The organism is Mesorhizobium oxytropidicola, assembly GCF_056174625.1.
This window is the reverse complement of sequence record NZ_JBWBWK010000003.1, coordinates 308,548-334,933: the sequence shown is the minus strand read 5'-3', so window position 1 is coordinate 334,933 and position 26,386 is coordinate 308,548. Positions and strand designations below refer to the sequence as shown.

17 protein-coding genes and 1 pseudogene are annotated in these 26,386 nt (G+C 55.2%); 1 reads left to right on the top strand and 17 read right to left on the bottom strand.

Annotation, left to right across the window (positions count from 1 at the left end):
- Positions 1 to 564 precede the first annotated feature (564 nt).
- From glmS to AC0V8S_RS40960, 16 genes and pseudogenes are all read right to left on the bottom strand, one after another.
- On the bottom strand, positions 565 to 2,391 hold the full coding sequence (glmS, locus tag AC0V8S_RS41035; protein WP_475439279.1) for a glutamine--fructose-6-phosphate transaminase (isomerizing): 1,827 nt from the start codon (positions 2,389 to 2,391) through the stop codon (positions 565 to 567).
- Positions 2,392 to 3,202: 811 nt separating this feature from the next.
- On the bottom strand, positions 3,203 to 4,249 hold the full coding sequence (locus AC0V8S_RS41030; RefSeq protein WP_475439278.1) for a polysaccharide lyase domain-containing protein: 1,047 nt from the start codon (positions 4,247 to 4,249) through the stop codon (positions 3,203 to 3,205).
- A 287-nt stretch (positions 4,250 to 4,536) separates the two neighbouring features.
- Positions 4,537 to 6,108 (bottom strand): tetratricopeptide repeat protein, encoded by a 1,572-nt coding sequence (locus AC0V8S_RS41025; protein ID WP_475439277.1) that lies wholly within the window; start codon positions 6,106 to 6,108, stop codon positions 4,537 to 4,539.
- A complete protein-coding gene (locus AC0V8S_RS41020) occupies positions 6,105 to 6,497 on the bottom strand; it encodes a glycosyltransferase (protein ID WP_475439517.1) in 393 nt (130 codons plus the stop codon). Before AC0V8S_RS41020 ends, AC0V8S_RS41025 begins: the two co-directional genes overlap by 4 nt.
- The gene (locus AC0V8S_RS41015; RefSeq protein WP_475439276.1) at positions 6,446 to 8,101 is read right to left on the bottom strand and encodes a tetratricopeptide repeat protein; all 1,656 of its coding nucleotides are present in this window, start codon (positions 8,099 to 8,101) and stop codon (positions 6,446 to 6,448) included. Before AC0V8S_RS41015 ends, AC0V8S_RS41020 begins: the two co-directional genes overlap by 52 nt.
- Positions 8,102 to 8,172: 71 nt before the next feature.
- Positions 8,173 to 8,611 (bottom strand): annotated as a pseudogene (locus AC0V8S_RS41010) (transposase); the annotation flags it as partial.
- A gap of 317 nt (positions 8,612 to 8,928) precedes the next feature.
- Positions 8,929 to 10,998, bottom strand: a complete 2,070-nt coding sequence (locus AC0V8S_RS41005) for a glycosyltransferase (RefSeq protein ID WP_475439275.1) — start codon at positions 10,996 to 10,998, stop codon at positions 8,929 to 8,931.
- A gap of 217 nt (positions 10,999 to 11,215) precedes the next feature.
- Positions 11,216 to 13,369 carry a glycosyltransferase gene (locus tag AC0V8S_RS41000; RefSeq protein ID WP_475439274.1) on the bottom strand — a complete coding sequence of 718 codons (2,154 nt, stop codon included), beginning with the start codon at positions 13,367 to 13,369 and terminating at the stop codon, positions 11,216 to 11,218.
- A 69-nt stretch (positions 13,370 to 13,438) separates the two neighbouring features.
- Positions 13,439 to 14,809 (bottom strand): tetratricopeptide repeat protein, encoded by a 1,371-nt coding sequence (locus AC0V8S_RS40995; protein WP_475439273.1) that lies wholly within the window; start codon positions 14,807 to 14,809, stop codon positions 13,439 to 13,441.
- 30 nt (positions 14,810 to 14,839) lie between these two features.
- Positions 14,840 to 17,191, bottom strand: coding sequence for a hypothetical protein (locus AC0V8S_RS40990; protein ID WP_475439272.1), 2,352 nt, complete (start codon positions 17,189 to 17,191; stop codon positions 14,840 to 14,842).
- A 132-nt stretch (positions 17,192 to 17,323) separates the two neighbouring features.
- Positions 17,324 to 17,926 carry a GNAT family N-acetyltransferase gene (locus tag AC0V8S_RS40985; protein WP_475439271.1) on the bottom strand — a complete coding sequence of 201 codons (603 nt, stop codon included), beginning with the start codon at positions 17,924 to 17,926 and terminating at the stop codon, positions 17,324 to 17,326.
- A gap of 58 nt (positions 17,927 to 17,984) precedes the next feature.
- Positions 17,985 to 18,236 carry an acyl carrier protein gene (locus tag AC0V8S_RS40980; RefSeq protein ID WP_475439270.1) on the bottom strand — a complete coding sequence of 84 codons (252 nt, stop codon included), beginning with the start codon at positions 18,234 to 18,236 and terminating at the stop codon, positions 17,985 to 17,987.
- A complete protein-coding gene (locus AC0V8S_RS40975) occupies positions 18,233 to 19,720 on the bottom strand; it encodes an AMP-binding protein (RefSeq protein WP_475439269.1) in 1,488 nt (495 codons plus the stop codon). The genes AC0V8S_RS40980 and AC0V8S_RS40975 overlap by 4 nt, the downstream gene beginning before the upstream one ends.
- 266 nt (positions 19,721 to 19,986) lie before the next feature.
- Entirely contained in the window at positions 19,987 to 21,144 is a 1,158-nt protein-coding gene (locus AC0V8S_RS40970) for a polysaccharide biosynthesis/export family protein (RefSeq protein WP_475439268.1), read from the bottom strand.
- Between the two features lie 216 nt (positions 21,145 to 21,360).
- The gene (locus tag AC0V8S_RS40965; protein ID WP_475439267.1) at positions 21,361 to 22,266 is read right to left on the bottom strand and encodes a KpsE/RkpR family capsule polysaccharide export protein; all 906 of its coding nucleotides are present in this window, start codon (positions 22,264 to 22,266) and stop codon (positions 21,361 to 21,363) included.
- A gap of 304 nt (positions 22,267 to 22,570) precedes the next feature.
- Positions 22,571 to 23,377: a P-loop NTPase family protein gene (locus tag AC0V8S_RS40960; protein WP_475439266.1), complete on the bottom strand. Its 807-nt coding sequence runs from the start codon at positions 23,375 to 23,377 to the stop codon at positions 22,571 to 22,573.
- A 223-nt stretch (positions 23,378 to 23,600) separates the two neighbouring features.
- On the opposite strand from AC0V8S_RS40960, the gene AC0V8S_RS40955 reads away from it, so the two are divergent.
- Positions 23,601 to 24,944, top strand: coding sequence for an IS1380 family transposase (locus AC0V8S_RS40955; protein ID WP_475439265.1), 1,344 nt, complete (start codon positions 23,601 to 23,603; stop codon positions 24,942 to 24,944).
- Positions 24,945 to 25,106: 162 nt separating this feature from the next.
- Here the strand turns inward: AC0V8S_RS40955 and AC0V8S_RS40950 are convergent, their stop codons facing one another.
- Positions 25,107 to 26,369, bottom strand: coding sequence for an ABC transporter permease (locus tag AC0V8S_RS40950; RefSeq protein ID WP_475439264.1), 1,263 nt, complete (start codon positions 26,367 to 26,369; stop codon positions 25,107 to 25,109).
- Between the last annotated feature and the right edge of the window lie 17 nt (positions 26,370 to 26,386).

Here is a 26,386-nt window from a genome sequence, read left to right as displayed (position 1 = left end):
CCTAGACGGCAAGTCTCTTGTGGGTGATAGACGGCGCTACAGTTGCATGATCGAGGGAGCCGTACGGATTCTCGTCCCAGCACTCGACGATCGTGTCGATCGGATTATCCACGCTATGCTTTAGCCCGTGATAGCAGTTCGCAGGTCCAATCGAGGCGAGCCGGCGTTCGGGCAGATGCGCAGCCGTGGCACGAAACCGGTCAAGCAGATGGCAGAGGTCGACAACATGGTCTGAGGCCTCTACGCCCTTGCGAATCTGTCTTCGGCCGATATGGCGACCTATGGGGAAGGACGGCCGGTTTGGGAGAGCAGGGGCATCGACCGCGCCACCGCACATGCTGCCTAGAGCAAGGACGAAACCCGCCGATCGTTCGGCCGTATCCATCAGTCGCTGTACCAGGACTATGCGGTCTATTCGCTCGCCACGCTTCTCGAGCAGACCAAAACGCATCCCTTCACCCTCGGCCGCTTTCTGGCATGCGCGACAAGTCCGAGTGAACTGCATCTGACGCCACGGCCAGGGTCGAAGCAAGGCAATTCATTGTTCTTCTAGCAGGGCGCCTGCTACTCGACGGTAACGGACTTCGCAAGATTGCGTGGCTGATCGACGTCTAAACCCATGCATGCGGCCGTATGGTAGGCGATCATTTGGATCGGCAGCGCATAGACAATCGAAGCAAACAGCGAATCCATGTCAGGCATGATGATGGTCGTCTCGGGCGTAATGCCACATTCAGCCGCGCCCCCCGAATCCGTAATCAGAATGATGCGGCCGCCGCGCGCGGCAACCTCTTGCATGTTCGAGGCTGTCTTCTCGAAGAGCGCGTCATGTGGGGCAATGACGATGACCGGCATGTCCTCATCGATCAGCGCGATGGGACCATGCTTGAGCTCGCCGGCCGGATAGCCTTCGGCATGAATGTAGCTGATTTCCTTCAGCTTCAATGCGCCTTCCATGGCCAGTGGGAAGCTTGTCCCACGACCAAGATAAAGCGCGTGGCGGGCCTTGGCGAGCGTGTGACTCAGCTTCTCGATCTGCGGCTCCAGTTCTAGCGCCTTTGCCAGAAGGCCAGGCAGCGCGATCAGGCTTTGGACATGACGTGTTGCGTCCTCTTTGGAAAGCTTCCCGCGGCTTTGCGCTGCCGCGACGGCGAGGCAAGCCAACACCGTCAGCTGACAGGTAAAGCTCTTGGTCGAGGCGACTCCGATCTCGGGGCCTGCAAGCGTGGGTGCAACCGAGTGGCTCTCCCGCGCTATCGTCGAGGTTGCTACGTTGACCACCGAGAGGACAGTTTGTTTCTCTCGTTGCGCATAGCGCAGGCACGCCAAGGTGTCAGCGGTTTCGCCTGATTGCGAGATGAAAAGCGCAAGACCGTTTTCCGGTAAAGGTGCCTCGCGATAGCGGAACTCGGAGGCAACATCGATTTCGACCGGCAGGCGCGCGAGGTGCTCGAACCAGTATTTGGCGGTCAAGCCGGCATAATAGGCGGTGCCGCAGGCTGAAATCGACACGCGGATCAAGGCCTTCCAGTCGATATCGATGTCGACGGGCAATCGGACGCTGCCTGTGGCCATGTCGATATATTGCGTCAGCGTGTGACTGACCACTTCGGGCTGCTCGTAGATTTCCTTTCCCATGAAATGCCGATGATTGCCTTTGTCGACCAGGAATGCGCCAGCGGCGACACACTGGGCGCGACGTTCGACCGGCGCATTCGCCTTGTCATAGAAGGTGGCGCCCTCACGGTTGAGAACGACCCAATCGCCCTCTTGCAGGTAAGCGATGAGACTGGTGAAGGGCGCAAGCGCGAGCGCGTCAGACCCGAGATACATCTCGCCGTCGCCGATGCCGACGGCCAGTGGCGAGCCCCTGCGTGCCCCAATGAGCAGATCTTCCTCGCCCTGGAATAGGAAGGCGAGCGCGAAAGCGCCACGCAGCAGCGGCAGGGATGCTCCGACCGCTTCGAACGGGGTTCTGCCGCGATCGAGTTCGCGTGTGACGAGATGTGCGACGATCTCGGTGTCGGTCTCAGTGTCAAATACACAGCCGTCCGCCTGCAATTCAGCGCGCAATTCCCGAAAATTCTCGATGATGCCGTTGTGAACGACTGCAAGCTTTGCAGTCGCGTGCGGATGGGCATTGGTCTCGTTGGGCTTACCGTGCGTCGCCCATCGAGTATGGCCGATACCTATTAACCCGTCGAGCGGTTCCATCGAGAGCCGAACTTCGAGATTTCTTAGCTTGCCTTCGGCGCGTCGGCGCGTGAGCAGCCCGCCTTCCAGCGTAGCAATGCCAGCTGAATCATAGCCGCGATATTCAAGCCGCCGCAACGCTTCCAGCACCTTCGCCGCAACTGCTTGCTTACCCAGAATTCCAACAATGCCGCACATACTATGATCCTCAAAAAAATGTCATTTGTGGTAAAGCCTGTAGCGATCGCGGGCTTAGCACGACTGCTTTTCCGGTTCCCGAGCGAGCCAGAACATAGCAATCTGGCCTACCCTCACGCGCTACGTCCGGCACAACGGGCGAACTGCGTCCGCATCACGACAAATCGGTGAAATCGGCAGCCGCCGGCGAATTGACCGGCCCGCACAGCGGAAAATTGCCCCTTGAACGTCGCATCCATCAAACTCCACCGGCTATCGCTGCTCGTTCAGGTAAATCGAGGTGTCCAGCACTGGCCGGTCGCCTGCCGCCTCATGTCGGACCTCAAAAGCAAACTATGATCAGCTCAAGGCCCGGGAAACCCTCAAAGGTCGTGATCTGCCAAAACGGCCGTGATGAAAAACCAAATTTGGCTCCCGAACACTCTCATCAAGGTCGGCCGGGGAAGCCCCAAGTGAGGCTTGACTAATCCGGATACTCCAGATGGTCATCTGCCACTTCGCTGGCACGACGAAGGCCACTCGAGTTTTCCATACGGTCCTACTTGCGTGATGACGCAGGCAAGCGCATCGCGAGCGCCTAGTGGCTTGAAATCGATCCTTTCAAGTTCCGCGCCACCAGCATATGCGATTTGCGGAACCAGCTCGGGCCGGTTTTGCGAAATAATTTCATTGCCATAGGCTAAATTATTTTCTGAGCGGATAGCGGCCTGCGACTCCAAAAGGGATATCCCTGGCGACGTCGTTGTTGTGAGGCCGTAGGCTGGGCGGCCAGAAAAGGGTACACCTATGAAAAGATTGTCCTGAGCGGAAACTAAAGCTCCGTTGCTTGCAAAAATACCATAGGTCGACCCTGACGTGCCATTCCCTCGATCGAATGGGGTGAATGCAAATACATTGTTGGTGGCGTCCAGCAACACTCGGCCGAAGGCTCGCGGTTGTCTTTGCCCCGCCCATTCGAAGAAATTGGCAAAAGCGTCACCTTGTACAGCGGCGCTAGGGGTTCAGAGTTGGCTTTCGCATAGTCAGGGCAGTCAACTGGACCAACGGTTGCATCGCCGCATCCGTCCGTTCCCAAAAGCATAGCTTTATCATGATGCCCAAATCGATTGAATGCGATCGTCATATGTCCGCCAGCGTTTGGCATAAGTTTGCCCACGCCGGATGTGATATCGAGTTCGCCATCGCCGCAAGTCTCGAAATCATTATAAAGGAAGGCCAGCCGATCGACCGACCCGGAAACGGTTATACAGTCTCGAAAATCCTTCCCATCTGCCCGTCCCTTGTTCTCGCCCGTATAAGGATACTTCCTCATTTTGAGCCCAGAAATAATCACATTCTGCCTGCCAGCAAGAATTATCAGGGCTATATCGGCGTCTGCAATAAGTGTCACGCCCGTGCATTTGCCGTCGATAGTTGTATTGTCGCTAGGCCGTAGCGCCGAGTATAGTTTAATCACGTGCCCTTTCAGTTCCGGAGAAAACTCGATACGAGTAGCCGTGCGATGCCTATATCCGAATTCCACAGCCTCTCGCAGTGTCCCCGGCAGTGGCCGAGTTCTCGGTTGATTGTCCTCGTCTGAATGGACCTGCAGGACTACCCCCCCCTGCCCACCGCTCGTTTGCGAGTCTCCGGCAAATCCTGGTATTTGGTCAAAATCTTGCTTTTTTTGCTGGCAAGCATCGTGAAGGCCAATTTCTTCAGCCCGTGCTCTCGCTGAGTTTACAAGTGCTATAGCTTGAGCTCGAGCAGATTCGTCCAAAATTGCCGAGGAGGCTGAAATTGCGATCTGGGGCGTCAAAAGCGCTGACAGCGCAAATAAACGGAAGGAGACCACCAATATTGTGAAATATGTTGCCACGAATTACTTTCGTCTTTAGGCCTGTTCTGGGCAGATCATGAGGCCAACTGGAGCTTGCATAACAAACAAAAAGCCGGCAACAACTCTGTCTAAATCTTATTCTAAAGAAATGTCTGTCCGCTAGCTGGTATTTTGTACAGCGATGGCCGTCGATCTTGCCGATACGTCTTCAGCGAGTGATTTAACCTAACTGGATTGTTTAGATCAACACTTGGCGGCATCATGGCATCGCTTTCAACACTTGACGTAGCCCAGCAGTAACACCTTTGCAGACCCAAGTTGGACGCTCAAATATTGCGCCAGAGTCCGCCGTTGAGCCGTAGATTTTCTGGACCCGTTACCAATACATTCTTAACCTCCTCGAAGAAGGCTTGCTGCCAGCGACTGGAAAACTGTCTCAACCCCTCACCTGTTTCGGCGGTCGGCAGCCTTTTTACAACAAACCGAAATTGGTTTTCTGCCCAGAGGGGAGAGGTAAAGATCGTAGGCACTTTGGTCTTGTAAGAGAGCATCGCGCAAAACGGGGAGTATGTTATGGACTTTCCCTCCCAGGTGATGCGTGGCGCATTGGGGGACATCGCGCCGTCGGCGGCGAGGGTGACGAGGCAGTCGGCACGCAGCGAATCGATGACACATCGCGCCACTTGAACTTCGTTTAAGTCGGCCGTGGAGATCAAGGTATTCGCAAAGCTGGTGGTCGAAATCCTTGGCGTTGACGATAGCCACCTGTAGGGCTTTCCAAACGAGTGGATGGCTACAGGGCCTGCAAACATCGGGCCGATATGCGCGCTGACTAGCAACACGCCTTTGCCTTCGTCACTGGCCTCGATGACCGTGTTTCTATTGGCATCGCTGACATTGAAAAAGCTGGCAATCTCTCCAGCTTGATCAATAGAACACTCCAGCCAATCTTGGATAAGTTTGTCTAGAAGATGTCCCCATTTCGCGCGCCGATCCCAGTCCTCGCGATTGGGTGAAGGTGGGTGTCCAAGCTTCCGGCTCACGATTTCCCAAGCCCAGTCGAGTCGCCTCTGCGGCAGCTTGACCTCATCCAGACGTGCATCGAGTGCAGCCAATCCTGCGGAGAAAGTCCTTGTTAACTTGTTCTTCCGTTCGCTCACCATGTCGCCATAAAGCTGCTTTGCCTCGGCTTCGCGCCCGACCTGCAACAGCAAGGCAACTGCGCCGCGCCTGTTCGTTACGGAGGGATCGAGCTTCACCACGGCCAACATCTCGGCACACGCTTCCTCGAGCCGGTGAGCATGCTTGAGAGCACGGGCCAAAAGAAGCCGGGTATTAGTCGTGTTAGGCCTCAACGATACAATAGGGGCGAGGACATCGACAGCCTCTGCGTAACGCCCGGCAGACAGTAGAAGTTCGCCGTAGGCGCGCAGGAAAATACCGTCGTTGCCGGCGCAACTTTTAGCATTTTCAAGGATCTCCAATGCTTCTGAGACCGGTTTATCGCTGGCGAGAGCGGCGCGCGCCGCCGCTTCGGCGAGACGAGGTTCGACCTTTCCGTTGCCCTCAAGTAGAGTGCGGGCAAAGGCGTAGGCTTCGCCGGCTCGATCAGAGCCGAGCAAATGGCGAATGGCCAATACGGCGACTTCAGGCAATGTGTTGCCTTTTGCGACGACGTTATCGACCAATCGTGAAGCCGCGTCGTTGCGATTACCCCTCAAAAACGCCTGCAGAGACACTTGCGCAAGCCGGGGAAAGTCCGCAGCATAAGAGATGTGGGCGAGAGCAAGGTGGATCGCTTCTTCGATATTGCCGGCCTGACCGGCGCGCAAAATGGCGACCGATGCCGCAGCGACGGCTCTCACGTCAGGTTTTTTGGCAGCGATTTCCACACTCATGTTAGCGAACCACCTTCGTAGTGTCCTGCGAGCAATCGGACGGTACGAAGAACCATCGCTTCGGTTGAAAACCGCTCCTCGGCAATCAGACGAATTCTGGTCGGTGCCTCAGCATCTGCCTGGGCGAATGCAAGCACCTCGTTGACCTTGTCACAGCATTCCTCCAGATCGACTTCCTCCACCGCCGACAGTACGCAGCCAGTGATACCCTCCACCGCTGTGTCGGCCGCGCCGCCCGCCGGCGTGGTGACAACCGGAACACCACACAACTGCGCTTCAATAAGAGCATTGGGCAAGCCTTCGAACCGGGAAAGCAGTACGAAAGCATCCATTTTCTTCAACCAGAAACCGACATTGTCGGATAAACCAGTGAATAGTACGCGATCGATAATGCCGAGGCGAGCGGCCTTCTCTTTGCCTCCTTGAGCATGCGCCCACCGCCGACTAGCACAATCTTCGTCTGCGGATGGCGCTGAAGATAGGCATGAGCGAAATCTATCCAGAGAGAGGGCCGCTTATCGGTATCGAAGCGAAAAACGCTGCCGATGGTGGTCGTCGCATCAGCGTTGGACAACTGAAATTTTTGCCACAAATCCACATCGCCATCGGCGGCAGGAAGCAGCGGAACAAGAACGCCGTTATGCACAATGCTAAAACGCAGGTTGTCGACTTTAAGCCAATCCGTATACGCCTTCACTGCCGCCTCACTGTTGGAGGAAAAGCGCACACCAGGAGTCACTGCGAGTGCGCGATACATATCTTGATAAGCAGGATGAAACAAATGTACACGCAGTGAAGGTGGTAAGCCGCGTACGGAGACTACGATGCGAGGAACACCCGCTATTAGCGCGGCCAAGGCGGCAAATAAGACTGCCCCATCCTGCCAGATAAATGCGACTTCGATCTTCTCCTCCCGAAAATAGTTCACCATCCTCTGGACGCCATAGAGCGCAGACTTGGGAAGCATTGGCAGAAGAGTTGATATCTCGTCGTCGCCCAAGGCAAGGTCTTGAATGCGTACGGTAGGAAAATCATCGATCTCACGTGTTTCCACGTCGTTTCGACGCACGGCTGGGAGGAAAAAATCGTATCCTTCCGCGCTCTTGAGCGATTTAAGCACGACATGGCACGGCTCGGTTAATACGATGCCCGCGAGGGGTCTTTTCATCCGGAAAACATCCGTCAAGCGAATGCCGACGCGCGCTATCTGACGTTCCGCCCCTCCCGCTGCTAAGCTTCCGGTAATAAGCGAGACTTTCCCAAGTCGGTTCGTTGCCGTCGGCTCCTCGCGTTTGGATGCGTACTTCTCGATCACTAAAGCTAGGGCCAATCCTGAAGTGTCTCGCGACTTGAGCGAATCATCGTCATAACGTTTTGCAAGGACCGCCATGCCATCGCGCAGCTCCTTAATGAACTGCCCGGAGGCATGGGAGCCGACAGTTGCGGGATCAATGCCGTCCAAAACGGACAGCGCCACGAAACTGTTGCCCCAGTCCTTAAGGCGGCGCGCATAAGATATCCTTCCGCGCATATCCTCTGGAAATCGTTCGATAAACTGCGTGAAGTAAGTCTGAGCGCGCTCGGTTTTACGCAGTTCGCAGTACAGTTCTCCCTTTTCTAAGAGGACGTCTGCGGCTTTCGGCACGGACGGCAGCACGGCTTCGATGAAATCGCACGCCTCGTCCACGCGCTTTTCCCGGTAGAACCACCGGACGATGTAGCGCAAAGGTTTGAGTTCTTGAGGGAACCGTTCGTGCAACTGGAGCCACAGCGGGAGCATATCATCCCTCGTGCGACACAACTCCAAGGCGAGGACATGGTTATAGTTGGCATCGAATTCCAACGGATAAACGGATACCAGTTCCCGTAGGCGAGGCTCCACGCGCCGCGCGCCCGTGGCGGTTCCGGTCTCATGCATCAATTGCCGAATTTCGATAAGGTAATCGGCGCTCTGTGGAGAGGTTCCCTTGAGTGCCGCGCTCACGTCCAACATTGCTTGCCCCTTTAAAGTATTCGGGAGTCCATTTTATAACAACGATGATCACAACCCTCGCGAGTGGAAGGTCAACAATGGTACAAACCTGCGCTGCGACTTGCTAAAAGCAGGATATTTGCGCATTCGGTGCTTTGAAAGGTTTCGAAGAGCGTTCCGAAAACGTCGCCATGCGGCCTCGACTGTCCGTTTTGCAGCCTTTCGTGTGAGGTGCTTGAGCTTGGCGAAGACCTGCTCGATAGGGTTGAGGGCTCGGCTGTAGATGGAGCGGCAGGTAGAAGAGAGCATGGCGACCGCGGCGCGAATGGGCGCGACGAGTGGCTTGCCCCTTGGGGCTGCCAAGGTTGTCCGTGACGACGATGTCACCGGGCGAGATTTGCCACCGGGCGAGATTGTCGGCACTAGGAACTGCTCGACCCAGGCCCAAAGCTTGCGATTGATGGGATCGTCGATGATGCAGGGCGCGTCGATGCGTTCTCCGCGCAGCACGGCCAGGAAGGTCAGCGTGCGCCGTGGATCAAGCCCGCCCGGTACTTCCTCCGTTGCGCCCTGCGCGCACGGTCACCGGCCTGTCCTACTCGCTGGCGAGCAGTGTTTTTTGAAGCTGAATTCTTTCAGGGCCAGCCACACCGATATCGGGCTGGCAGGATCCGGCGCTCGGCGAGCTCTGCCAACGCGACTGTGAGGCGAATCACAAAATCACCCGAGCGTGACTCCGAACCGATTAACATCTACGGTAACACCCTCTTGAGTTTTGGAGACATGGCCGCTTTCGTCTGAACATCTTGGCGAGTTGGACTTCCGCCTCTGTTATGGCCGGTTCCTAGTCAGTTAAGGTAGGCCTCGAGAGTTAGCGCAAGCATGTTGTCAATTGAAAAACGTTCGGTAGCATAGTCCCGAATTTGCTCCGCCAAAAGCTTCTGCTCAGGAACAGGACGACACCAAGAATTCAACACCTTAGCAACCTGCTCCGGGTCTACCTTATCTATGCCGGGTAGCAGCGTTCCCGTTCTTCCGTTTTCAAAAGTTTCACCGGAACCTCCAGCGGGCGTGGCTACCACAGGCAGCCCGGAGTATTGAGCCTCAATGAGGACATTGGGCAAACCCTCATGCCGCGACAGCAGCAAGAAAACATCCATCTGCGAAAGCCAAAAGCCCACATGTTGCGATCGTCCGGTGAAAAGAACCCGATCTTCAATGCCTAGCTTTCGAGCATGGTTCATCGCTGCGCTACGAAGCGGTCCGTCGCCGACCATTATGAACCGCACCTCGGGACGAGATGAGGCGAAGGTTGCCGCGATATCGAGCCACTCCAATGGCCTCTTGTTGTTGTCAAATCGCATTGCTGAGCCAACGGTAAAGCAGTCGCGGGGGTTATTGTTACTGAAGGCTCGCGCCATTACTAAAGTTGCCTCGTCGGCGGCCAAAGACAACGGCTCCAAACCGTTCGGAATGATCCGTACGGTTCCGCGCGGTAGATCGAGCCACTCCTCGTAACGCTTAGCCGCTGCGAGGGAGTTAGAAACGATCACCACTCCCGGAGCGGACAATAGTAACCGATAAACGATTTTATATTCAGGTTTGTTTCGTTCGGCTCGGTCGACCGGCGGCAAAGTTCGAACACCCAGCACTATACGCGGCACGTTGGCGAATAGCGCGGCTAGTCCCAAGGCCAATACAGACCCGTCCTGCCAGATGTGTATGACATCCGGTGATGCCTGACGCAGAACGTCGGCCGCCTGAACCAGGCCCTCACGCATCGGAAATGGAAGGTAGGGGAGACAATGGATTACCTCCCGTAGGCATGACCATCCTGGTCGCCCGGCAAACTTGTCGAATTCCACATACTGGTGAACATTGAACCCCGCGTCCGACATCAGCGGAGCAAAGAAATCGGACCCCGAGCGGGAATTGAGCGATCGACATAGAATTTGAACCGGGCCAATCACGTCATTCCCGTCAATTGAGCGCCCCGCTTCCATAGCCGATTTGATTGCGAGAGCGGTATTGGTTAACTGGCGCTCGGCGCCACCGGAGCCAAGGCCGCCATTGACAAGAATTAGGTGCCCCAAAAATCCTTTATTGTCCGTTGGGGCGCTCGGCCGGAGGCGCTTGGCTTCATTGAAGACGTGTTCGATAAGAAATTCTTGTGGATCAATGTCTGCGCCGCTACTGCTTTCGACAGCCCTTTCTAGCGCAGATATATTCGCGTCGACCTGTGAAGCGACACTTAGATTTTTTACGGTAGGGCCAAATCTATCCTGGCTCGCATTAACGATTTCTCGCGCTCTAAGCGGTTGGTTTATGGATAAGTATAGCTTCACCACGTCAAGAAGTATGGCCTCTGATACATCCCCCATTTGGGTTATTTTCGATAGAGCTTGCTCTGCCTCTTCGAAGTCTTTTAGTTCTATAAGCGCACGCGCAAATACGAACATGCCTTCAGAGTGCTTGGGCTCTTCAGGGTAGCGCTCAGCGTGGATATTCCGCCCGGCATCTGTCCCGCCTAACCGTATGGTCCAGCGCAAGAGGCGTACATATGCATGGCGCGAATTTGGAAATCGAGAGTCGATGCCGCGCCAAACGGCTAATGCACGCGGGTCTTGGAACCTTTCGAGTGCCTGCGCGGCTATCTGTTGAAGTCTCTCTTCGTTGGGGAACCGCGCGATTTCTCCAAGAAGATAAGAGAGAGTGTCAGGCAATTCTGCCATTTCTCGCAATGAACTAACTCGCCTTCGCGCCCTGCCAACCACTTTCGTGTCAGGACGTACTGCGATCTGGCTTTGTAGCCCCTGAAGAACTGCAACTGTTACGGGATCGACATCATGTCGCTCAACTGATTGTACCTTGTCGATCCGATTTGGACCCCGCAACCACTTCTTGGCGGTGAATAACATATTAGCCGATCCAGTTCGTATGACGATCAATAACAAATATTGCGGTTCAAAGAGCCGATCAAAAATAGAGAATAATAGAAGATCCGGCCAAAAGAGCGTTGCGAACGCCTTATCTCTATTAGAGCCATCGCGCCTGTATCGCGCAAACAAAGGGGAACGACTTTGGCGGTTGCCTATACGGCGTACTTACAATATGTCGCATTGTTACTTAATTATGCTATGCCTGCACTAGGCGTTCGGCGGTGGCTGCGACGGTCATGTCGTGGGCTGCGTTGGTTGCTGCTTGCGAAAGTTGTTCCAGGCTGCCCGGCTGAAGGATGAAGGTCGAGACTGCGTCAACCATTGCCGCGACCATCTCCTCTCCAAAAGCCTCGATGGTTTTCAGGCTGGGTTTCACGGCGCTTGCAATCGGCCCTGCCGCGAGTACAGGGCGCCCATACGCAAGGGCTTCTGCGAGTTCGAAGCGTGATCGCCCGCAGCGCTGGGTCACTGGCATCGCTGGGATGACGACCAGATCAATCGCGGCAAAGGCGGCTGCGATATGTCCGTTGCGCGGGCGTCCCGGAAATAGGCATCGGTCTCCGTGGCCTAGGGCTTCCAGTTTATCGCGAATCCGATGGAAGCGCGTGCCGACGCCAAAAATGAGCAGCCTAACTGGAAGCCCGCGCTTGACCAGTTCATCCAGGATCGCCGGGAAAGATTCGAGATCCACTTCGTCGTAAGCATCGCCGATATATCCGATGACGAAGCCGCCTTTGAGAATCGGCGATGAGGACCAGTCGGCGGAATTCTTGTCCGCGTTGAATTGGAAAACCGATTCTCCGATGGATAGAACCTTATGTGCCGACACGCCAGCTTCGGCTAAGCGGTCAGTGAAAAAGTCGTCACGCACCAGGACCGTATCGGCCTCGGCCAAGAGAGCGTTTTCCAGCGCAATAAAGATTTCTTCGCGCTCGCTAGCTGGACTGCTCTTCGCTCGAGTCATAGTCGTACAATCGAGAATGAAGCGAGATCCGTTAAGGCGCGCCGCTATCGCCGCCGGATAGGCTAGTTCAATCGAGCTTGGTGCGACAACAGCCCCGGCATTCGCGGCAGCGATCCTCTCCGCGAGCAGTTCGCTGGCATCCCAGGAGTGGGTGTCGAGTATGCTACCGTCGACTTCGATAGCCGGCAGTCGGAAGTGGGCAATGCCCGCAACTATATCCTTGGTAAGTTCGACGCGGCCGGAATTGTCGATTGCGGGGTAGCCAGGGACGGTCACTATCTTGACTTCGTTGCCGGCCTTCTGGAAGGCACTAGCTAGTGAGAGGCCGCGCAAGCTGGAAGCGGACCAGTGGCCAGGGAAAGATTTCGGCCAGTAGAAGATGACCGAGTTGGGACGGCCGTTTTGGCTGGCGCTACGCTTCGGCAAGGAAAGCCCAGTCACTTCGAGCCTGGCAAGCGCGGATAATTCGTCGAAGCGTTTGAGTTCGCTCGGGTTGAAGTTGACACCGGTGGCGATCGCCGATCGCATCACCTCCAAAGCCTCTTTGACCACCCCAACATCCGCGAGAACGAATGCGAGATGCTTAACTCTCCACTGTTGCGGATCGGCTGCCAGGGCGGCCTTGGCCAACGAGACGGCGACGGGAATATCGCTAAAGCGCGCGCGACGCGATAGTTCCAAAAGCACCCGCGATAAGATGCCCGCAGGCAGCCTCTGATCGCGAACCCATTGCTCGGCAGAATGCCAGCCATCCTGCTCGGCGATGGCCAGAGCGCGATCGGCATGCTGTAGGGCTTCGGCCGTTGCCAGATCGAGGCCCAGCTCGACCGGCAAAGCGGCCTTGTCCTTCATCGCTTGTTCTTGAGCGGCACGGAATTTGGCTGGAAGCGAAAAAGCGCGTTTCCAGTCTCCTTTGATTGCCAAGATATCTGCACCCAAACTCAAGATCGGGCTACTACGCAGCGTCTCGAGCTTATTATTTATAGTTTTGACCTGGGCCAGGAGGTCGAGGTTGAGAACATCAACATTCTTCTTCGCTTGCTTATAAGAGTCCAGCTCCTTCTCGATCTGGTTCACTCGTAACGAAATATCGCCTCTCGATATTTCGATGGTGAGCGCATGAATATTGGCTTCGAGCTCACGGATACGCTCCCGGTCCCGGGCCTCCTTTTGGCTGGCCAGGTCGATCTGCACTTCATAAGCTTTTCGCTCCGCAACTGACAGCGCATCTACCTGCGCTGTCTTGAAAGGTCCCTCATTCTTGGCACCATTGGGGAGCGGCGGAAGATTTTCGTCGATCAATCGCGACACCGACTTCGTCCCGAGACCTTCCCCAAATAGACTATTGAGCATACGACCGCTTTGATGATCTTTAGCCCCTGCCATGTCGAAATCCTTATGATCCGATTTTCCGCGACGCCATGCGCAAGAAGATGAGCGCTGGGCATCGCGCCCTTAAGCTACTGGCGCAAAAGCGGTGACAATTTGCTCTGCAATTTGATTTCCAGGCTCAATGGAAAGGCATCTCCTTGCGGCTTCAACAGCTGCGGGAAGATCGCCAAGCTTTTTGCGGCTGCGGGCCAGTCCGATCCAAGCCTTCACATTCGAACCGTCTACGGATGCCAACCGCTCATAGTAGGATACTGCCTGTTCGAAATTGGTGACCTTGAAGGAGTATTGGGCGAGGTTCGCCAACGCAAATCGATTGTTGCTGTCGATATCCAGCACCAATTCTGCTAACTGGGTAGCTTCCTTGACGCTCCCTTCCTTCATTAAGCGTTTGTACTCACGGACGGTGCCGCGGAAGACGCGCTCCTCAATGTTGTCGTATTTGGACAAGTCCAAAGAGGAGTTCTTAAGGACGGAGAAACGATGGGCAGCCAAGAGATAGTTGTGAGTGCGCAGGAATTCCCTAAGCTGAAGGAAGACAGCGCGTCGGGTTGCTTCGCCGATCTTATCATCGGGCACGGCAGCACCTACGCTCGCCAAAAGGACAAGGGCGTCCAGTTCCTGGTTAGTCAAAAGCGCCAGCCGCAAAACGCGACGCACCACCGATGGATTTTCAGGTGTCAGGCGCACCAGACGCGCCCATAACTCCAGAGAGGCTTCGTTATGTCCGCCTTTTTCATACGCGGTCGCCAATCTTTTCAAAGCGGTACTGTGATCGGGACTGAGCGCCAGGACACCGTGCCAGGTTCGAATATAGGTATTTGCGTCCGTTTCAAAATTGGCCTCGATCGCCTTTACGGCGGCGGCATGAATGAGTTGGCGCAACCTGCGCTTCATCCTGGCGTCTCCGGGACTGAGGCTCAGTCCCAATTGCCAAAGCCTGGCAGCCTTCTCTTCGTCGCCTTCGTTTTTCGCCTGGAGGCCGGCGGCCGCCAATTGGGCGGCGATGCGCCGTGATAAGGTTTCGCGCTGTTCCGTTTTCTCTACATTTTCCGGTAGAGCTAGCAGTAACGTGGCTGCATCCTCCCACCTTCGTTTCGCGGCGAGCTGGTGAGCCGCACTTTGCACGTCGGGCGCGGCAATGGCCGCTGCGGCGCGAGCAGTTGCGACGAGGTCTGTGTCGTCCCCTCTGCGAATGGCGGCTTTCAGTTGGAGTTTCAGCGCATTCTGGTTGTCGGGGATGAGTGCCAACAGCGTTGCCGCGGCGTCTCCGACGCGGACATAGTCTCTCTGCTTCCAGGAGACTTTCAACTCCGTGTGTGCGCTGACGACGCTTTCAAAAAATCCGAGATCAGGTGATATACTGGCGGTGGCGAACATGTTTTCGGGGTTCCTCATTTGCGTTTTAGGTTGGTACTTTCGAGACTTGGCTTTCATGCTACCTAATCCTACTTTCGCGTATACTGGCTATTGGTAGGGCAAATCGACGGTCTCTGAGCATGCCCAATCATACATTTCAGTATTGTCGTGCGGATCTACATAGTACGGAACTTTTGCACGAATGCCGCTTCGCGCTCCTTCATGTCGCCCGCAATTGGTCCCAGTGATGCGTGCAGCTATGAAAAGCCTGGCGCCAGATCGGCTTATTGGGCTCGAAAAATGTATTTCGAGGAGTTTGTCGTCGCGAGCGGATATGGCGAGGGAAGTTATTGTCGGGCCAGCCGCTCCCATCCCTACTGCATCAATACCTAGCCCAGCCCCCAGATTTGATACATTTATGCGGTCATCGTTTTGCTCGAGCGTGATTGTTCTGGAATATTCAAGACCGATCACATTTGGTCGCAGCAACCGCACTTGACTGACGCGTAGCGGTTCCAATCCAGGCCCGAAAAGGTCATCAAGTAAAAAACGGCCGAATTGGAAGCCAATGCGGCGGTAGCCGATTGCTTTCAGATGAGCCGACCGGCCATCGGAACGCATTTCGGGCTCGTGATGGTAAACAGGCCCAACACATCGTATATGCGGGTCAGCTTTTGCCACCCGAAGCTGTGACCAGACGCTTTCTGCTATTATTCCTGGTCGCGATGCTCCGCGATTGGCTTGATATGTGAGCATAGGTACAGAAGTCACTTGGCCAGTTAGGTGCCGGATATCCGCGTCATATTGTTGCCGGAGCAGGATCAGGCCTCGCTGATAAGAATCGGCGGGCGTTCCCCGTCCGGCGTCGGACTCGCCGTGTGCGAGACAAATCGCCAGGACTCGGACACGTTTGCCTTCGGCACGGGCAAATTCCGCTGCCTTCGCCACCAAACGCATGGCCTCCAGATGCTGTGCCGATCCTCGAAGTAACCCGTCAGCGCTTCCCTGATTAAGCCCGCTCAGGGTTGTGCCCCCGCGTCCGACAGAGGCAAACACCACGGTGGGCTTCTTTCCGAATCGACTTTCGCAGGTACGCATCAAGTAATCGGCCAAACCTCCGCAGGGTGTTTCCTTGGTCGAGCCGGTGGCCCGCTCAAACAGGTCAACCAGTTTTGACACGCGCCTGCCTCGAGGAGCAGATCCGGCATCGAACATCAGCGCGCGCCCAGGATGTTCTGGCACGGAGGTAAGAGGCGCGTCTCCTGCCTCATCGTTATTGCCACCAAGTGCCCAAGACTGGCCGACGACAAGAATCATGTTGAGCACATTCACGTCGAAATCGAAATGAGACGCCGTTTCCGGGTGATAAACGAGATCGTCTGCGCTCAACATGCCACTGTCTGTGCCCGGTTGTAACTCTCCAGCATCTCTCAGGGGAATCTCACGCCCAACCGTTGAGTTGTCCTTCTCGCTCCCGTCGACGCTGGTGGTTTCGCTCAGGCGCTTGTCTGGACTCTGGCGCTTATTTGGGATCTGTGGTGGTTCGTCGTTTTCGAGCTCGGTTGGAACGAACGTCCTCTCAATGAGATCCTCCGGCGTCCCTCGCCCGGCGACTCTGCTTATGAATTTATATAGATGGTTGGCGATCTCGGAAAAAAACCCGGGGTTCCAATGGCGGCAATCATCGGCGAGGACACGTTTCACGCCGTGGCGTGCTACGAAAGGAGCAAAGTCCATCTCGTAGGCTTTGAGCCGATGTGCGACCTCGATCGATTGGTCCTTAAGTTCAGTGGGCCAAGAGATAGGTCTCCCGTCGGGCATGTATCTAAAATTGTGATGAACCATCGCTAGCGGGACATCTAGCGTTTCTTTGATGCGCCCGATGTAATTGGTCATATCGTCAACGTTCAATTGACGCGTAGTCGTTCGTCCGACTAGATCGTGAAGCCACTCGAACTCCTCCGTAGGAGGAACCAATTCGAGGAGCTGTCTCGCATACTTGGCGCGTTCGGATTCGTTCTGTTTGACAAGAGACGACCTCCATTTGGCCACTATTCGCGGCGGCACATTTAGATGCTCAAGCTCTGGCAGGATGATTTCTTGAAATCGATTCGTGTTAACAACGAAGCCATCGTACAAGATATCGATGGAGGTGCTCATTTCGACAATTATTATATCGGCAGTATATGGGATGGCCATCTGCTCTTTGTTAGGCTCTCGTCTGCTATCGAGATAACAGAACCGCCGCACGTGCGGCGGGATTGTTTTGCTGCCCGATATAAAGTCCAAGAGCTGGACAGCACTCGCGGCAGAAATAGAGAACGGCGTCCTGAGAAATCCCATCTCCTTGTATATTCCGCCCAGCTTATTATTCTGATGCAGAGCCGAAATTAAATTATTGAGCAAGCAACCACCGAATGATAGCGGGCGAATATTATCCAATGCGATAACTCCTTTCATCGGCCTCAACGGCTCTGCTCACAGCGTTTTAACGCCAATCCATCACCAATAAGGGACGCGATTTGGCTCGCACAGCGGTGCGCTATGGATCTTCGCCATTCCTCAAGGTGAATGACTAGTTCTCGATCCGAACTATTGTGGATTACGGACCAGAACGCGAATCGGAAAGTCTGATTCAGTTTGAAACTGAAATCCTAGCGACTTGTGCAGCTTTATGACGATCGCGTTTGTGTTCGCAACGTGTAGGTATATTGGAGTATTAGGATAGCGATCAAGCACATGATGCATCAACCGCCGCGCAACTCCTTTTCCCCGAGCCGCCTCGGCCACGGCCATACGCGGGAGATATTTTCCCTCCCCTGATGCAAGGGTTTCAACATTCGAGCCATGGCCTTCGAGGGCTCTCTTGAAATTCATCCTAGCGTCCCGATCCAGGTGCCGCACGATGTCCAACATTCCCATCCGCTGGGATGCATCCAGTTCGCCTGCGTCGACAACTGATAGAAGCCCCAAAATTGCACCCTCTTCCCACAGGGTCCAAGTTTCTGAGAGCTCGGTCGACGGTGAATCAATTTGATCGGCTAAAATGAGGTTGAGCTTCGGACGGTCGATCGGAACCTTGTCATACAACTCCGGCAACGCTTGATATACGAGGTCACCCAAAAACGCCTTTCCCTCTTCTGAAAAGTCGTTCTCAATCTCTCCCTTCACCAATCGCCTGATATTCTGGTCCAAGGTATCCACCTCTTGTAATATAAGAATAATGCACGCTGAATATAAAGAAGCTTATTTCTTACTTCCTCGATATCTTCTCTTTAAGAACATCGAAAAGGCCGCCGACATTCTCGAAAGTGACGATCTCCGCACCGCTGAAACGAACGCTGAATGCCTCTTCAATCATTGCGATGAGACTAACATGCGCCATGCTGTCCCAACCAATGACATCTTCCGCAACGGTCTCCCGTGCAATTTCGGTGTCATTCTCAGGAAACTCGCCGTTTATGATTTCGACGACTGTCTGAAACAATTTGCTGTCCTCTATCATGTCCGCTCCTTCTTCATAATAAGATTGTCCTCGAACCAGACTGCTGCTGCTGTGCGATCCAGTTTGTCATTCTCGCTGCGCGGTGCTCTCTGAATCTCAAGGATCCATGTCGGTATGGCATGGGCTTCGACGATTTCTGACAACGCTGCTTTCAGCTCGCGCTCATTGAGCGGTCCCAGCCCGTTAGATTCCACGACAGCCGCGAGTCCATCGCCTCGTTTAAAGACGACAGCCACAGGCCACCCGCACTGCCGAATGGCGGAAACGATCTCATCGAGCTCGATCCGGTATCCCTTTACCTTAACCTGAAAATCAATCCGCTCCTTGAAGAACAAGCGATCGTCACGGATTTCCGCCCAGTCACCGGTCAGATACCCACGCTCCCCCGACAACTCATCCAATACGCGGAACTGCTGCTCGGTCTTTTCCGGATCGTTCCAATAGCCCTCGGCAAGTTGGGGACCGCTAATCACAATCTGACCCTCGGTGGGAGAACGCCCGCCAATAAGCGAGATCTTCATGCCTGGTATGGTCTGACCCAGGGCGGCAGACGTATGGCAGTAAGATCCGTAGTTGTCGGAGGTCAGAACTTGCTCAGTTACAGAGATCGTAGCTTCGGTGGGGCCATAGGTATTTTGGGCGAGCGTGTCTGGCAATGCGGAAAAAATGGCGTCCAGTTGCTGTCTGACGAGCGGTTCCCCGCAGAAATTAAACAGCCGAACACTCCCTAGGTTTTTCCTTGTTACGTGCCGCGCCCGCATCATCAAGCTAACGGCGCTAGGCGTGGAATTCCAGATCGTAATAGCTTGCCTCGCGATAAATTCGGCGGGCAACATTCTGTCGCCCTCATCCAGCAAGGGGTGAAGCGAAGCGCCATGGCATAGTGCCCCAAATATATCTGTCATGCTGATATCGAATGCTAGATTTGGCTGTTGCGAGAGACGATCATCCGGGGTGATATGAAGGCTCTCCAGCCAGGAAACGTAGTTTGCCAATGCTTTGCGTGAAACCATTACGCCCTTTGGCTCGCCAGTCGATCCTGACGTGAACATGACATAGGCTAGTTCGTGGCGCGTTCCATTACCCAAGAAACAGCGATCTGTATTGATCATATCTGGATCCAAGACCTTCAAGTTAGGAACTGCAGTGGCAATTTCAGCCGCCAACTGTGGCTTGGCCACGAGAAGATCAGGTTGCAACCGATGCAGGATTCGCCGAAGCTTTTGTATCGGCGCAACCGTGTTCAGGGGCGTATGGAAGCCCCCGGCTAATCCGGACGCCAGGATGCACGCATAAGCATCGGCCTCTTGAGGGAGCGCGATCGCAATTCGCGGCTGCTCGAATGACGAAAAAATCTGTGCGTAGATTCGGACTCGCTCCTCAAGCCAAGCATAAGAATATTGACGCGCGCCAACGTCTATGGCCAAGCGCCCAGGATGACGAGAAGCTACCGAGAGAAACCTGTCAACTACATCCACCATCATTTCATCTATCTCCGCGTAACGATAAGAATATTAGCCGTTGGCTTCCGGAACGGAGTGTCCACTTGACCTTGCACCCGCGCCTGTCAACTGCAAATGGTGACGCGATGCATGACATATCCGAACCGAATGACCGGCAACGTCATACAGGATCCTTAAGTGTGTAGACGACCATAGGCGTGTGAGAAACCGTAGGGCCTTGTTGTGAGTATCTCGTGCTTGTCGCAGGCAAATTGTTCACACGAGCACGACGGCTGGCGGGGGCAAATTCAATTGGCGAAAGCGACACCTCGCAACGAGCCTGCTGTTGAGGTAATCCCTCTGACCATCGTTACAAATTTGTTGAACTGAACCACCGGCGAGTTGGCGACGTATATGATGTCCCTATCACGAATGGCGAGCTGCTGTGCATAGAAGTAGTTATCCGCCTTATTGAGTCGCAGACGATAGATAACTGGAACTGGGTCAGACCCCATAAGATGAGTTGAATTGGGCTTCAATGCGCGTACTAAGCTTGCCTCTTCGCGCCGAAAAAGAAATATCGCACTACTGTCGGCTTGCGCATCTTGAAGCCCGCCCGCTTTGGCTATGGCTTGAAGGAGAGACATGGGTTCTTTGTCTATGGGGTAGTCGTTTTGGGCGGTAACGGCACCAAGCGCCACAAAAATCGGAGGGTCGCGATACACATAGATATTGTCCCCCGGATATACGAAGACATTTTGACTGGGATCTTTTAGGATCGTGTCGAGAAGAGTCACCTCGCTCAGGGCGCCGCGTGTTAGGCGAACCTTGGTCTCCTGCGGCATTGTCCTTATGCCTCCAGATTGAGCAATAACCTCCAGTAGACGATCACCTTTCAAAGAAAGCGCCACGCGCGCCGAGCCGGTCGCGTCGCCTGAAACCGTCGCGGTAGCCGCGCTGCCCTGCGTCGAAACGATGACCTGTGGCTCAACGGCTTTATTTGCCAATCGCGCCTCTATCGCCTTTGCCAGGGAGCCTGGCGTGCGGCCGGCTGCAGTGATACGGCCTGCGTAGGGCACGCTGATTGATCCATCACGGTCGACGGTTTGCTGTGGAAGTGAAATGCTGTGCGAGCTTCCCATGGGCGCACCTGGCGTCGATGATCCGGAGAAAAGTCCGCCGGAAGCCGCTTCGAAAATCGTCACGACAATCTGGTCTCCGATCGTGAGTGCCTGCGAAGGCGCTGGCGGATGGCGTGAGAATTGACTGGCAAGATCACCGGATGGGCGGTTACGTAGCACAGCCAGGGTAGCATCAGTGATATCGACTACCTCATAGAGTGCGGAATCGGCACCTTTACCCTGCGCATTAACCACTGCACTGGCCGTGGGCCCCGAGGCCGGCAAGTTAACGCAGCCCATCAACAGCGCGGGCAAAAGTAATAATAAGTGACTTGTTTTTTTCATCAGCTTGATAATGTCCCCTAGCGGTAGCAGCTATTGGTACGGAATCGTCGTAGAGCAAGCGGAAGGAGACCTGCACTGGACTTCGGACCGACACTCGCCATCGGCCGCGGCGGCGACGATCGTAATGGCGAACTGCATAGCTATGTTGACCTTGAGGCGCGCAGGCGCGGCGCCGTCGTCATCGACCCTGTTGCGCTGGCCAAAGCCTGCCGGACGTCACGCGGCGAATTGTGATCGAACGATGCTTACTATCAGAGAGCCGAAAAAGGCGAGACCGACACCGATGATCGATGCCGCCAGTAGGCTTGTGATCGGGTCCGGATAAGACGGTCTTCCATCCGCCCTGGGCTCGGCGATCACAATCACATATTTTTGCTGTCGGATGGCGGCTTGCCGAGCGTAATCGAGCGCCTGCCGGGCCGATGTCAAATTGGTCTCGGAATATTCCAGGGCAGCGTTCAGAGCCTCATAGCGGGAGATCTGGTCAGTTGCTGATCCACTGGGGCCGCCTAATCGCTTGCGCGTCTCCGCGATCCGATCCGTCAATGTCTTGATGTCGAGGAGGAGCGGTCGACGCCGAGGATGATCGCTCGCACCGGACGCGTCGATCGTGGCGAGCTCGTTTTGATCAGCTGTCCGCTGTGTTTCCAATTGATTGATCAATCCGTTTAGCATTGTCACGTCAGCCGTCGGATCGACGATGCCGGTCTCGCTCCGCCAATTAGCCATTTGCTGCCTGGCTTCTGTGGTACGCCTCTCTGCGCGGGCCAATTCTTGCTCGCTGAATCGCAAAGCATCTTCACGAGCGCGTTGGTTCATTTGATCTGCGAATTCCTCGGTCATCCGAACGAGAGAGGACGCGATGAGCACCGAGTCCTCTGGCTTAAAAGAGCTGACGTCCATCACGACGATCTGTTCCAGCATATTGAAGCGCGCTGTCACGCGCGCCCTATAAGCGTCGAAGAGCTGATCGTCATCCGCATTCTGCGGTAACCGCACCAAGGGATCGGAATTCGTTCTGATAAATAGATTCCGGATATCGATCCGGTGTCCTAGCCTCGCCAAAGCCTCCCGCGAAACCAGAAAGTCCCGGGCCGCATATCCATCAACATAGCCATCCATCGGTCCACTACCTGACGAGAATAACGAGCTGACAGGTGACGTCGCTTGCATGGTGTCGGATCCTCCGCGGATCGCGAACCTCACCTCCGTCGTATACATCGGGGTGGCGATGAAGAAAACGAACAGCGACGTCGTCAAAATCGGCAGCGTTACACAGAGAGCCGCCGCCCAGGTACCCCATTTTGATCGCCTGCGCGTTACGCGACGTAGTTGGATAAATCGAGCTTGGTCGTCCACCCCTCCAGGTGAGACTGGGAAGGTTGGAGCCTCTGCAGGTGAGACCGGGAAGTTTGGGGTTTCTGCATCAGAGAGGGTCGTCGGCAAGGTCGTCTTCGAACTCTTTCTGAGCATCGTAAGAGGCAACACGAGGCGGATACCGATCAAGGGCCTTTTTGAGATCATTCGCAATTGTCACTCGTCCCCTATTAACGACAATAGCCCTGTCGCAGTATTTGCTGAGATCGGCAACCCGATTGCTCCCTGCTATGAGCATCTTGCCAGCCGATCGCTTTTCGAAGAGTGTATTCCACAGGTAGCTGAAGCGGTCTTTAAGGAACGGGAATACCGCTTCAACTATATAAATATCGAAAGGCGGCAGAAGCGCGGCGGCAAGGCCGAATTCATACCGAAATTCCGCCGGCCAATGTTCTACTTTCCCATTTATATGCCTAGGGTCCGTAACCATCGTCTCTAGCATCGCATTTGATACATGCATATCCAAGCCGTAAAGCCTGCATATCAAGGCAATCACGTGTCGGCCAGTCACATTGCCACGCAAAAAAGCCGGCCGGCCAATCGGCCACGACGTCAAGCCAATGAAACTTATCCTCCCCACCTGCGGAGGCCTGAGCCCGGCCAGAAGATCAACCGCGGGCTTTTTCGCAAGCGGATCACTTGTAAGCAGTGCATATCGTCCCGTTGGGATATCGAGGTCTACAGACGAAGCGATTTGTCGACGAATGCCAGCGATCTCAGGCTCGTCTGATGTTCGTTGAAAGGAAATCATCAAACTTAGCACATCCCTGGCGATGCAGTTGCTTTCCAGCGATTTATTTCTGCTACCAGTCTTGTTATATCCGTGCTGCCACGCGCCGCGGACGCCGGCGGCCATCTCATCCACGTTTGCGCCAAAACTGCTGGCATTAGGAGTTGGGAGCTCCAGCAATTCATGTCAGTCTCACCCATGTTGTCGAAGGCCGCCGAGCGTTTCTAGCCCGTCTTATGCACGACGATGGGCTTTTGAGGCTGGCGGATGTAGCTTAAGCGGTTGATATGGCGTAGGATTCGGTTGCTTAGGCCAACCCTTCCACCTCATCTCGCGAGCCACACCCGCCATGACCGAGAATACGTTGCTGCCGCTGTCTTTTCCAGCCGTCGGACGCAAGAAGATCACAGCTGCGTTTGACGGCGGCCGCATCACCTCGGATGGCGGCGTCATGCTTCTGGCCGCAGCCGAGCGTCGCCTGCAACTGGCCGACAGGCTGGCCGCGGTGATCCACGATCGGCGCGATCCAGAGCGGGTGACGCACGCCATGGCCGACATTCTGCGCGCCCGCATCTTTGCGATCGCGTGCGGCTACGAGGACGCCAATGATCTCGACCGACTGCGTACCGACCCGGCCTTCAAGCTCGCCTGCGGGCGGCTGCCCGACAGCGGGATTGATCTGTGCTCGCAGCCGACCTGCTCGCGGCTGGAGAACCTGCCTGACCTGCGCACCGTCATCCGGCTCAGCTGGGTGCTGGTCGATCTCTGGCTGTCGAGCTATGCCGCGCCGCCCGCAAGCGTCACGCTCGACATCGATGATACGCTGGATGTCGTTCACGGCCATCAGCAGCTCTCGCTCTTCAACGCCCACTACGACGAGCGTTGCTTCCTGCCGATCCACATCTACGACGCCGCGACAGGACGCCCGGTCGCCATGATCCTGCGTCCTGGCAAGACCCCGGCGGGCAAGGAGATCCGCGGCCATCTGCGCCGTCTCGTGCGCCGCATCCGCGCCCGCTGGCCGACCACCCGCATCCTGATCCGTGGCGACAGCCATTACGGCCGGGCGCAAGTCATGGCCTGGTGCGAGAACAATGCGATCGACTACCTCTTCGGCCTACCCGGCAACAAGGTTCTGCAGCGGCTCGTCGACGAGAGCGCCGACGACATCCGCACCCGCCGCGCGCTCGAGCGCAAGCCTGTGCTGCGCGGCTATGCCGAGACCCGCTACAAGGCGAAGTCCTGGAAGGCCGAACGCCGCACCTGCGCTCGCATCGAGGCAACCACCCTCGGCCTCGACATCCGCTTCGTCGTCACCAATCTCGACAAAGGCTCTGCCGAGCACATCTACGACGTGATCTACTGCGCCCGCGGCCAGGCCGAAAACCTGATCAAGATGCACAAGAGCCAGCTCGCATCCGACCGAACCTCCTGCCGCTCACCGATTGCCAACCAGGTCCGTCTTGTCCTGCACACCGCCGCATACTGGTTGATGCTCACCCTGCGCGAGGCGGTGCCAACGACCCATCATCTGCGCAACGCCGAGTTCGCTACGCTGCGGCTCAGGCTGCTCAAGCGCGGCGCCCGCGTCATCGAAACCGTCTCGCGCATCCGCCTGGCCTTCGCCGCCGCCTGTCCCGAGGCAAGTCTGTTCCGGGCGATCGCCAGCAATCTGCTACCGGCAGGACCATGACCGCCGGGGCAGCAGGCCCCGCCGAACCCGATACCTTGACCCTCCAGCGCGTTCCAAAGTCCAGTCTCAGCCGCGGTGAAAAAGACGCCGAGCCGCCACCTGTCCGCCGCTCAGCGGCAAACAAACCCAGATCCGTCATGAATAGGACGGGCTAGAGACCAGTTAGACCGGCTGCACGTGTCGCCGGAACCATCCCTCCAAAATAAGGGCAGAGCAAGCCAAGGAAATAACCGCAAGCCAAAAATATGAAGGCTTTGCGTCAGTGCATGGATATGAATGGAAATACGCGCCACGTAAAAGTTGCATGCCATGACTCAAGGGGTTCCAAAGAACATATTTTCTATATACTTCTGGGAATTGCTCCGTAACGTAAAACACCGAAGAAAAAATCTGCAACGAACGCTCGACGGCGCCGGTCAATCGCGCAAAAAACGGCCACACCCCGATAATAACACCAAATATGAAACCTATACTTACGCCACACAGCCACATACCAACGAAGTAAAAAAACGCGGTAAGAATATCGTCCGGCAATGATATCACACCAAGATAGCGGCCGATACCGAAGAGAAGCGCCATAGAAACCATGTAAACGATCAAGTACAGTATTGCTGTGGTTATGCCCTGGTGGAAAGGGGAAACCATTGGCAGGTTTAACATTACGCGGTTGTGAGCTATTTGCCCACTCACGCGAAAAATCGTCATGCGGCAGGCTACCCACGTTCCTGATCCAAGCAGGGCAAATGTAGGAACGTCCATATTGAGAATGTAGTGAGTTCCGACCAACAAATAGACCGAGCTAATAATTCCCAACATAATCATCGGTTGAATCAATAGCCATATAAAAGCAAATGGGCCGTCTCCGTTTATAGCGTGGAAATTATGGATAAATAGCGCCCATATTATTTTTATCGACCTCAAGTTATGTTTGTGAGCGTCGTTTGCGTTACCTGCTAGGCTGGTATTGAAGTTCGTAATGGCTTCCATGTATTCTAGTGTTTCGTCTTGGCTTTGTATTAGCGCGGCGTAGTCGCGGTCCTTCTTTGCTCTAAGTGTCTCTCGCTCTGCACGTATCACCATTAAATCGCGACGTGCCTGGATGTTAATTTTAGCCTGTTCGTTCTTTTGAATGAGCGCGTCCAATTCCGCGGGTTGGTATCCCGCGCGCCAAACATCTACGCCGGCTCGAATGTCTTGCTCCAAGAGACGGATCGTCTGTCTTAGTATCCTAAGTTCGATATCCTGCAGCTCACTGTCGAGCGGAGCGCGCATATTTCCCATGGCGATCTTAAGTTGCTCTTGAGCTTTATCATAGATTTCGCGCCGCTCGCCCATCTTTATATTCGGGTTACGTGCCAGAATTCGAAGGATTATCCTCAAATATGGGACTCTTCTTGATGATGTGCCGCCGACCGTAGATTCCATTCCTCATCCTCAAGCAG

Bases quoted from the DNA above. Each gene is read 5' to 3' on its own strand.
- AC0V8S_RS41000 (WP_475439274.1), bottom strand. From the start codon at position 13,369: ATGGCAGGGGCTAAAGATCATCAAAGCGGTCGTATGCTCAATAGTCTA.
- AC0V8S_RS40980 (WP_475439270.1), bottom strand. From the start codon at position 18,236: ATGATAGAGGACAGCAAATTGTTTCAGACAGTCGTCGAAATCATAAAC.
- AC0V8S_RS41015 (WP_475439276.1), bottom strand. From the start codon at position 8,101: ATGTTGGACGTGAGCGCGGCACTCAAGGGAACCTCTCCACAGAGCGCC.
- glmS (WP_475439279.1), bottom strand. From the start codon at position 2,391: ATGTGCGGCATTGTTGGAATTCTGGGTAAGCAAGCAGTTGCGGCGAAG.
- AC0V8S_RS41005 (WP_475439275.1), bottom strand. From the start codon at position 10,998: ATGTTATTCACCGCCAAGAAGTGGTTGCGGGGTCCAAATCGGATCGAC.
- AC0V8S_RS40950 (WP_475439264.1), bottom strand. From the start codon at position 26,369: ATGGAATCTACGGTCGGCGGCACATCATCAAGAAGAGTCCCATATTTG.
- AC0V8S_RS40970 (WP_475439268.1), bottom strand. From the start codon at position 21,144: ATGAAAAAAACAAGTCACTTATTATTACTTTTGCCCGCGCTGTTGATG.
- AC0V8S_RS40990 (WP_475439272.1), bottom strand. From the start codon at position 17,191: ATGAAAGGAGTTATCGCATTGGATAATATTCGCCCGCTATCATTCGGT.
- AC0V8S_RS40960 (WP_475439266.1), bottom strand. From the start codon at position 23,377: ATGGCCGCCGGCGTCCGCGGCGCGTGGCAGCACGGATATAACAAGACT.
- AC0V8S_RS41025 (WP_475439277.1), bottom strand. From the start codon at position 6,108: ATGAGTGTGGAAATCGCTGCCAAAAAACCTGACGTGAGAGCCGTCGCT.
- AC0V8S_RS40975 (WP_475439269.1), bottom strand. From the start codon at position 19,720: ATGATGGTGGATGTAGTTGACAGGTTTCTCTCGGTAGCTTCTCGTCAT.
- AC0V8S_RS40995 (WP_475439273.1), bottom strand. From the start codon at position 14,809: ATGAAAGCCAAGTCTCGAAAGTACCAACCTAAAACGCAAATGAGGAAC.
- AC0V8S_RS40965 (WP_475439267.1), bottom strand. From the start codon at position 22,266: ATGGATGGCTATGTTGATGGATATGCGGCCCGGGACTTTCTGGTTTCG.
- AC0V8S_RS40955 (WP_475439265.1), top strand. From the start codon at position 23,601: ATGACCGAGAATACGTTGCTGCCGCTGTCTTTTCCAGCCGTCGGACGC.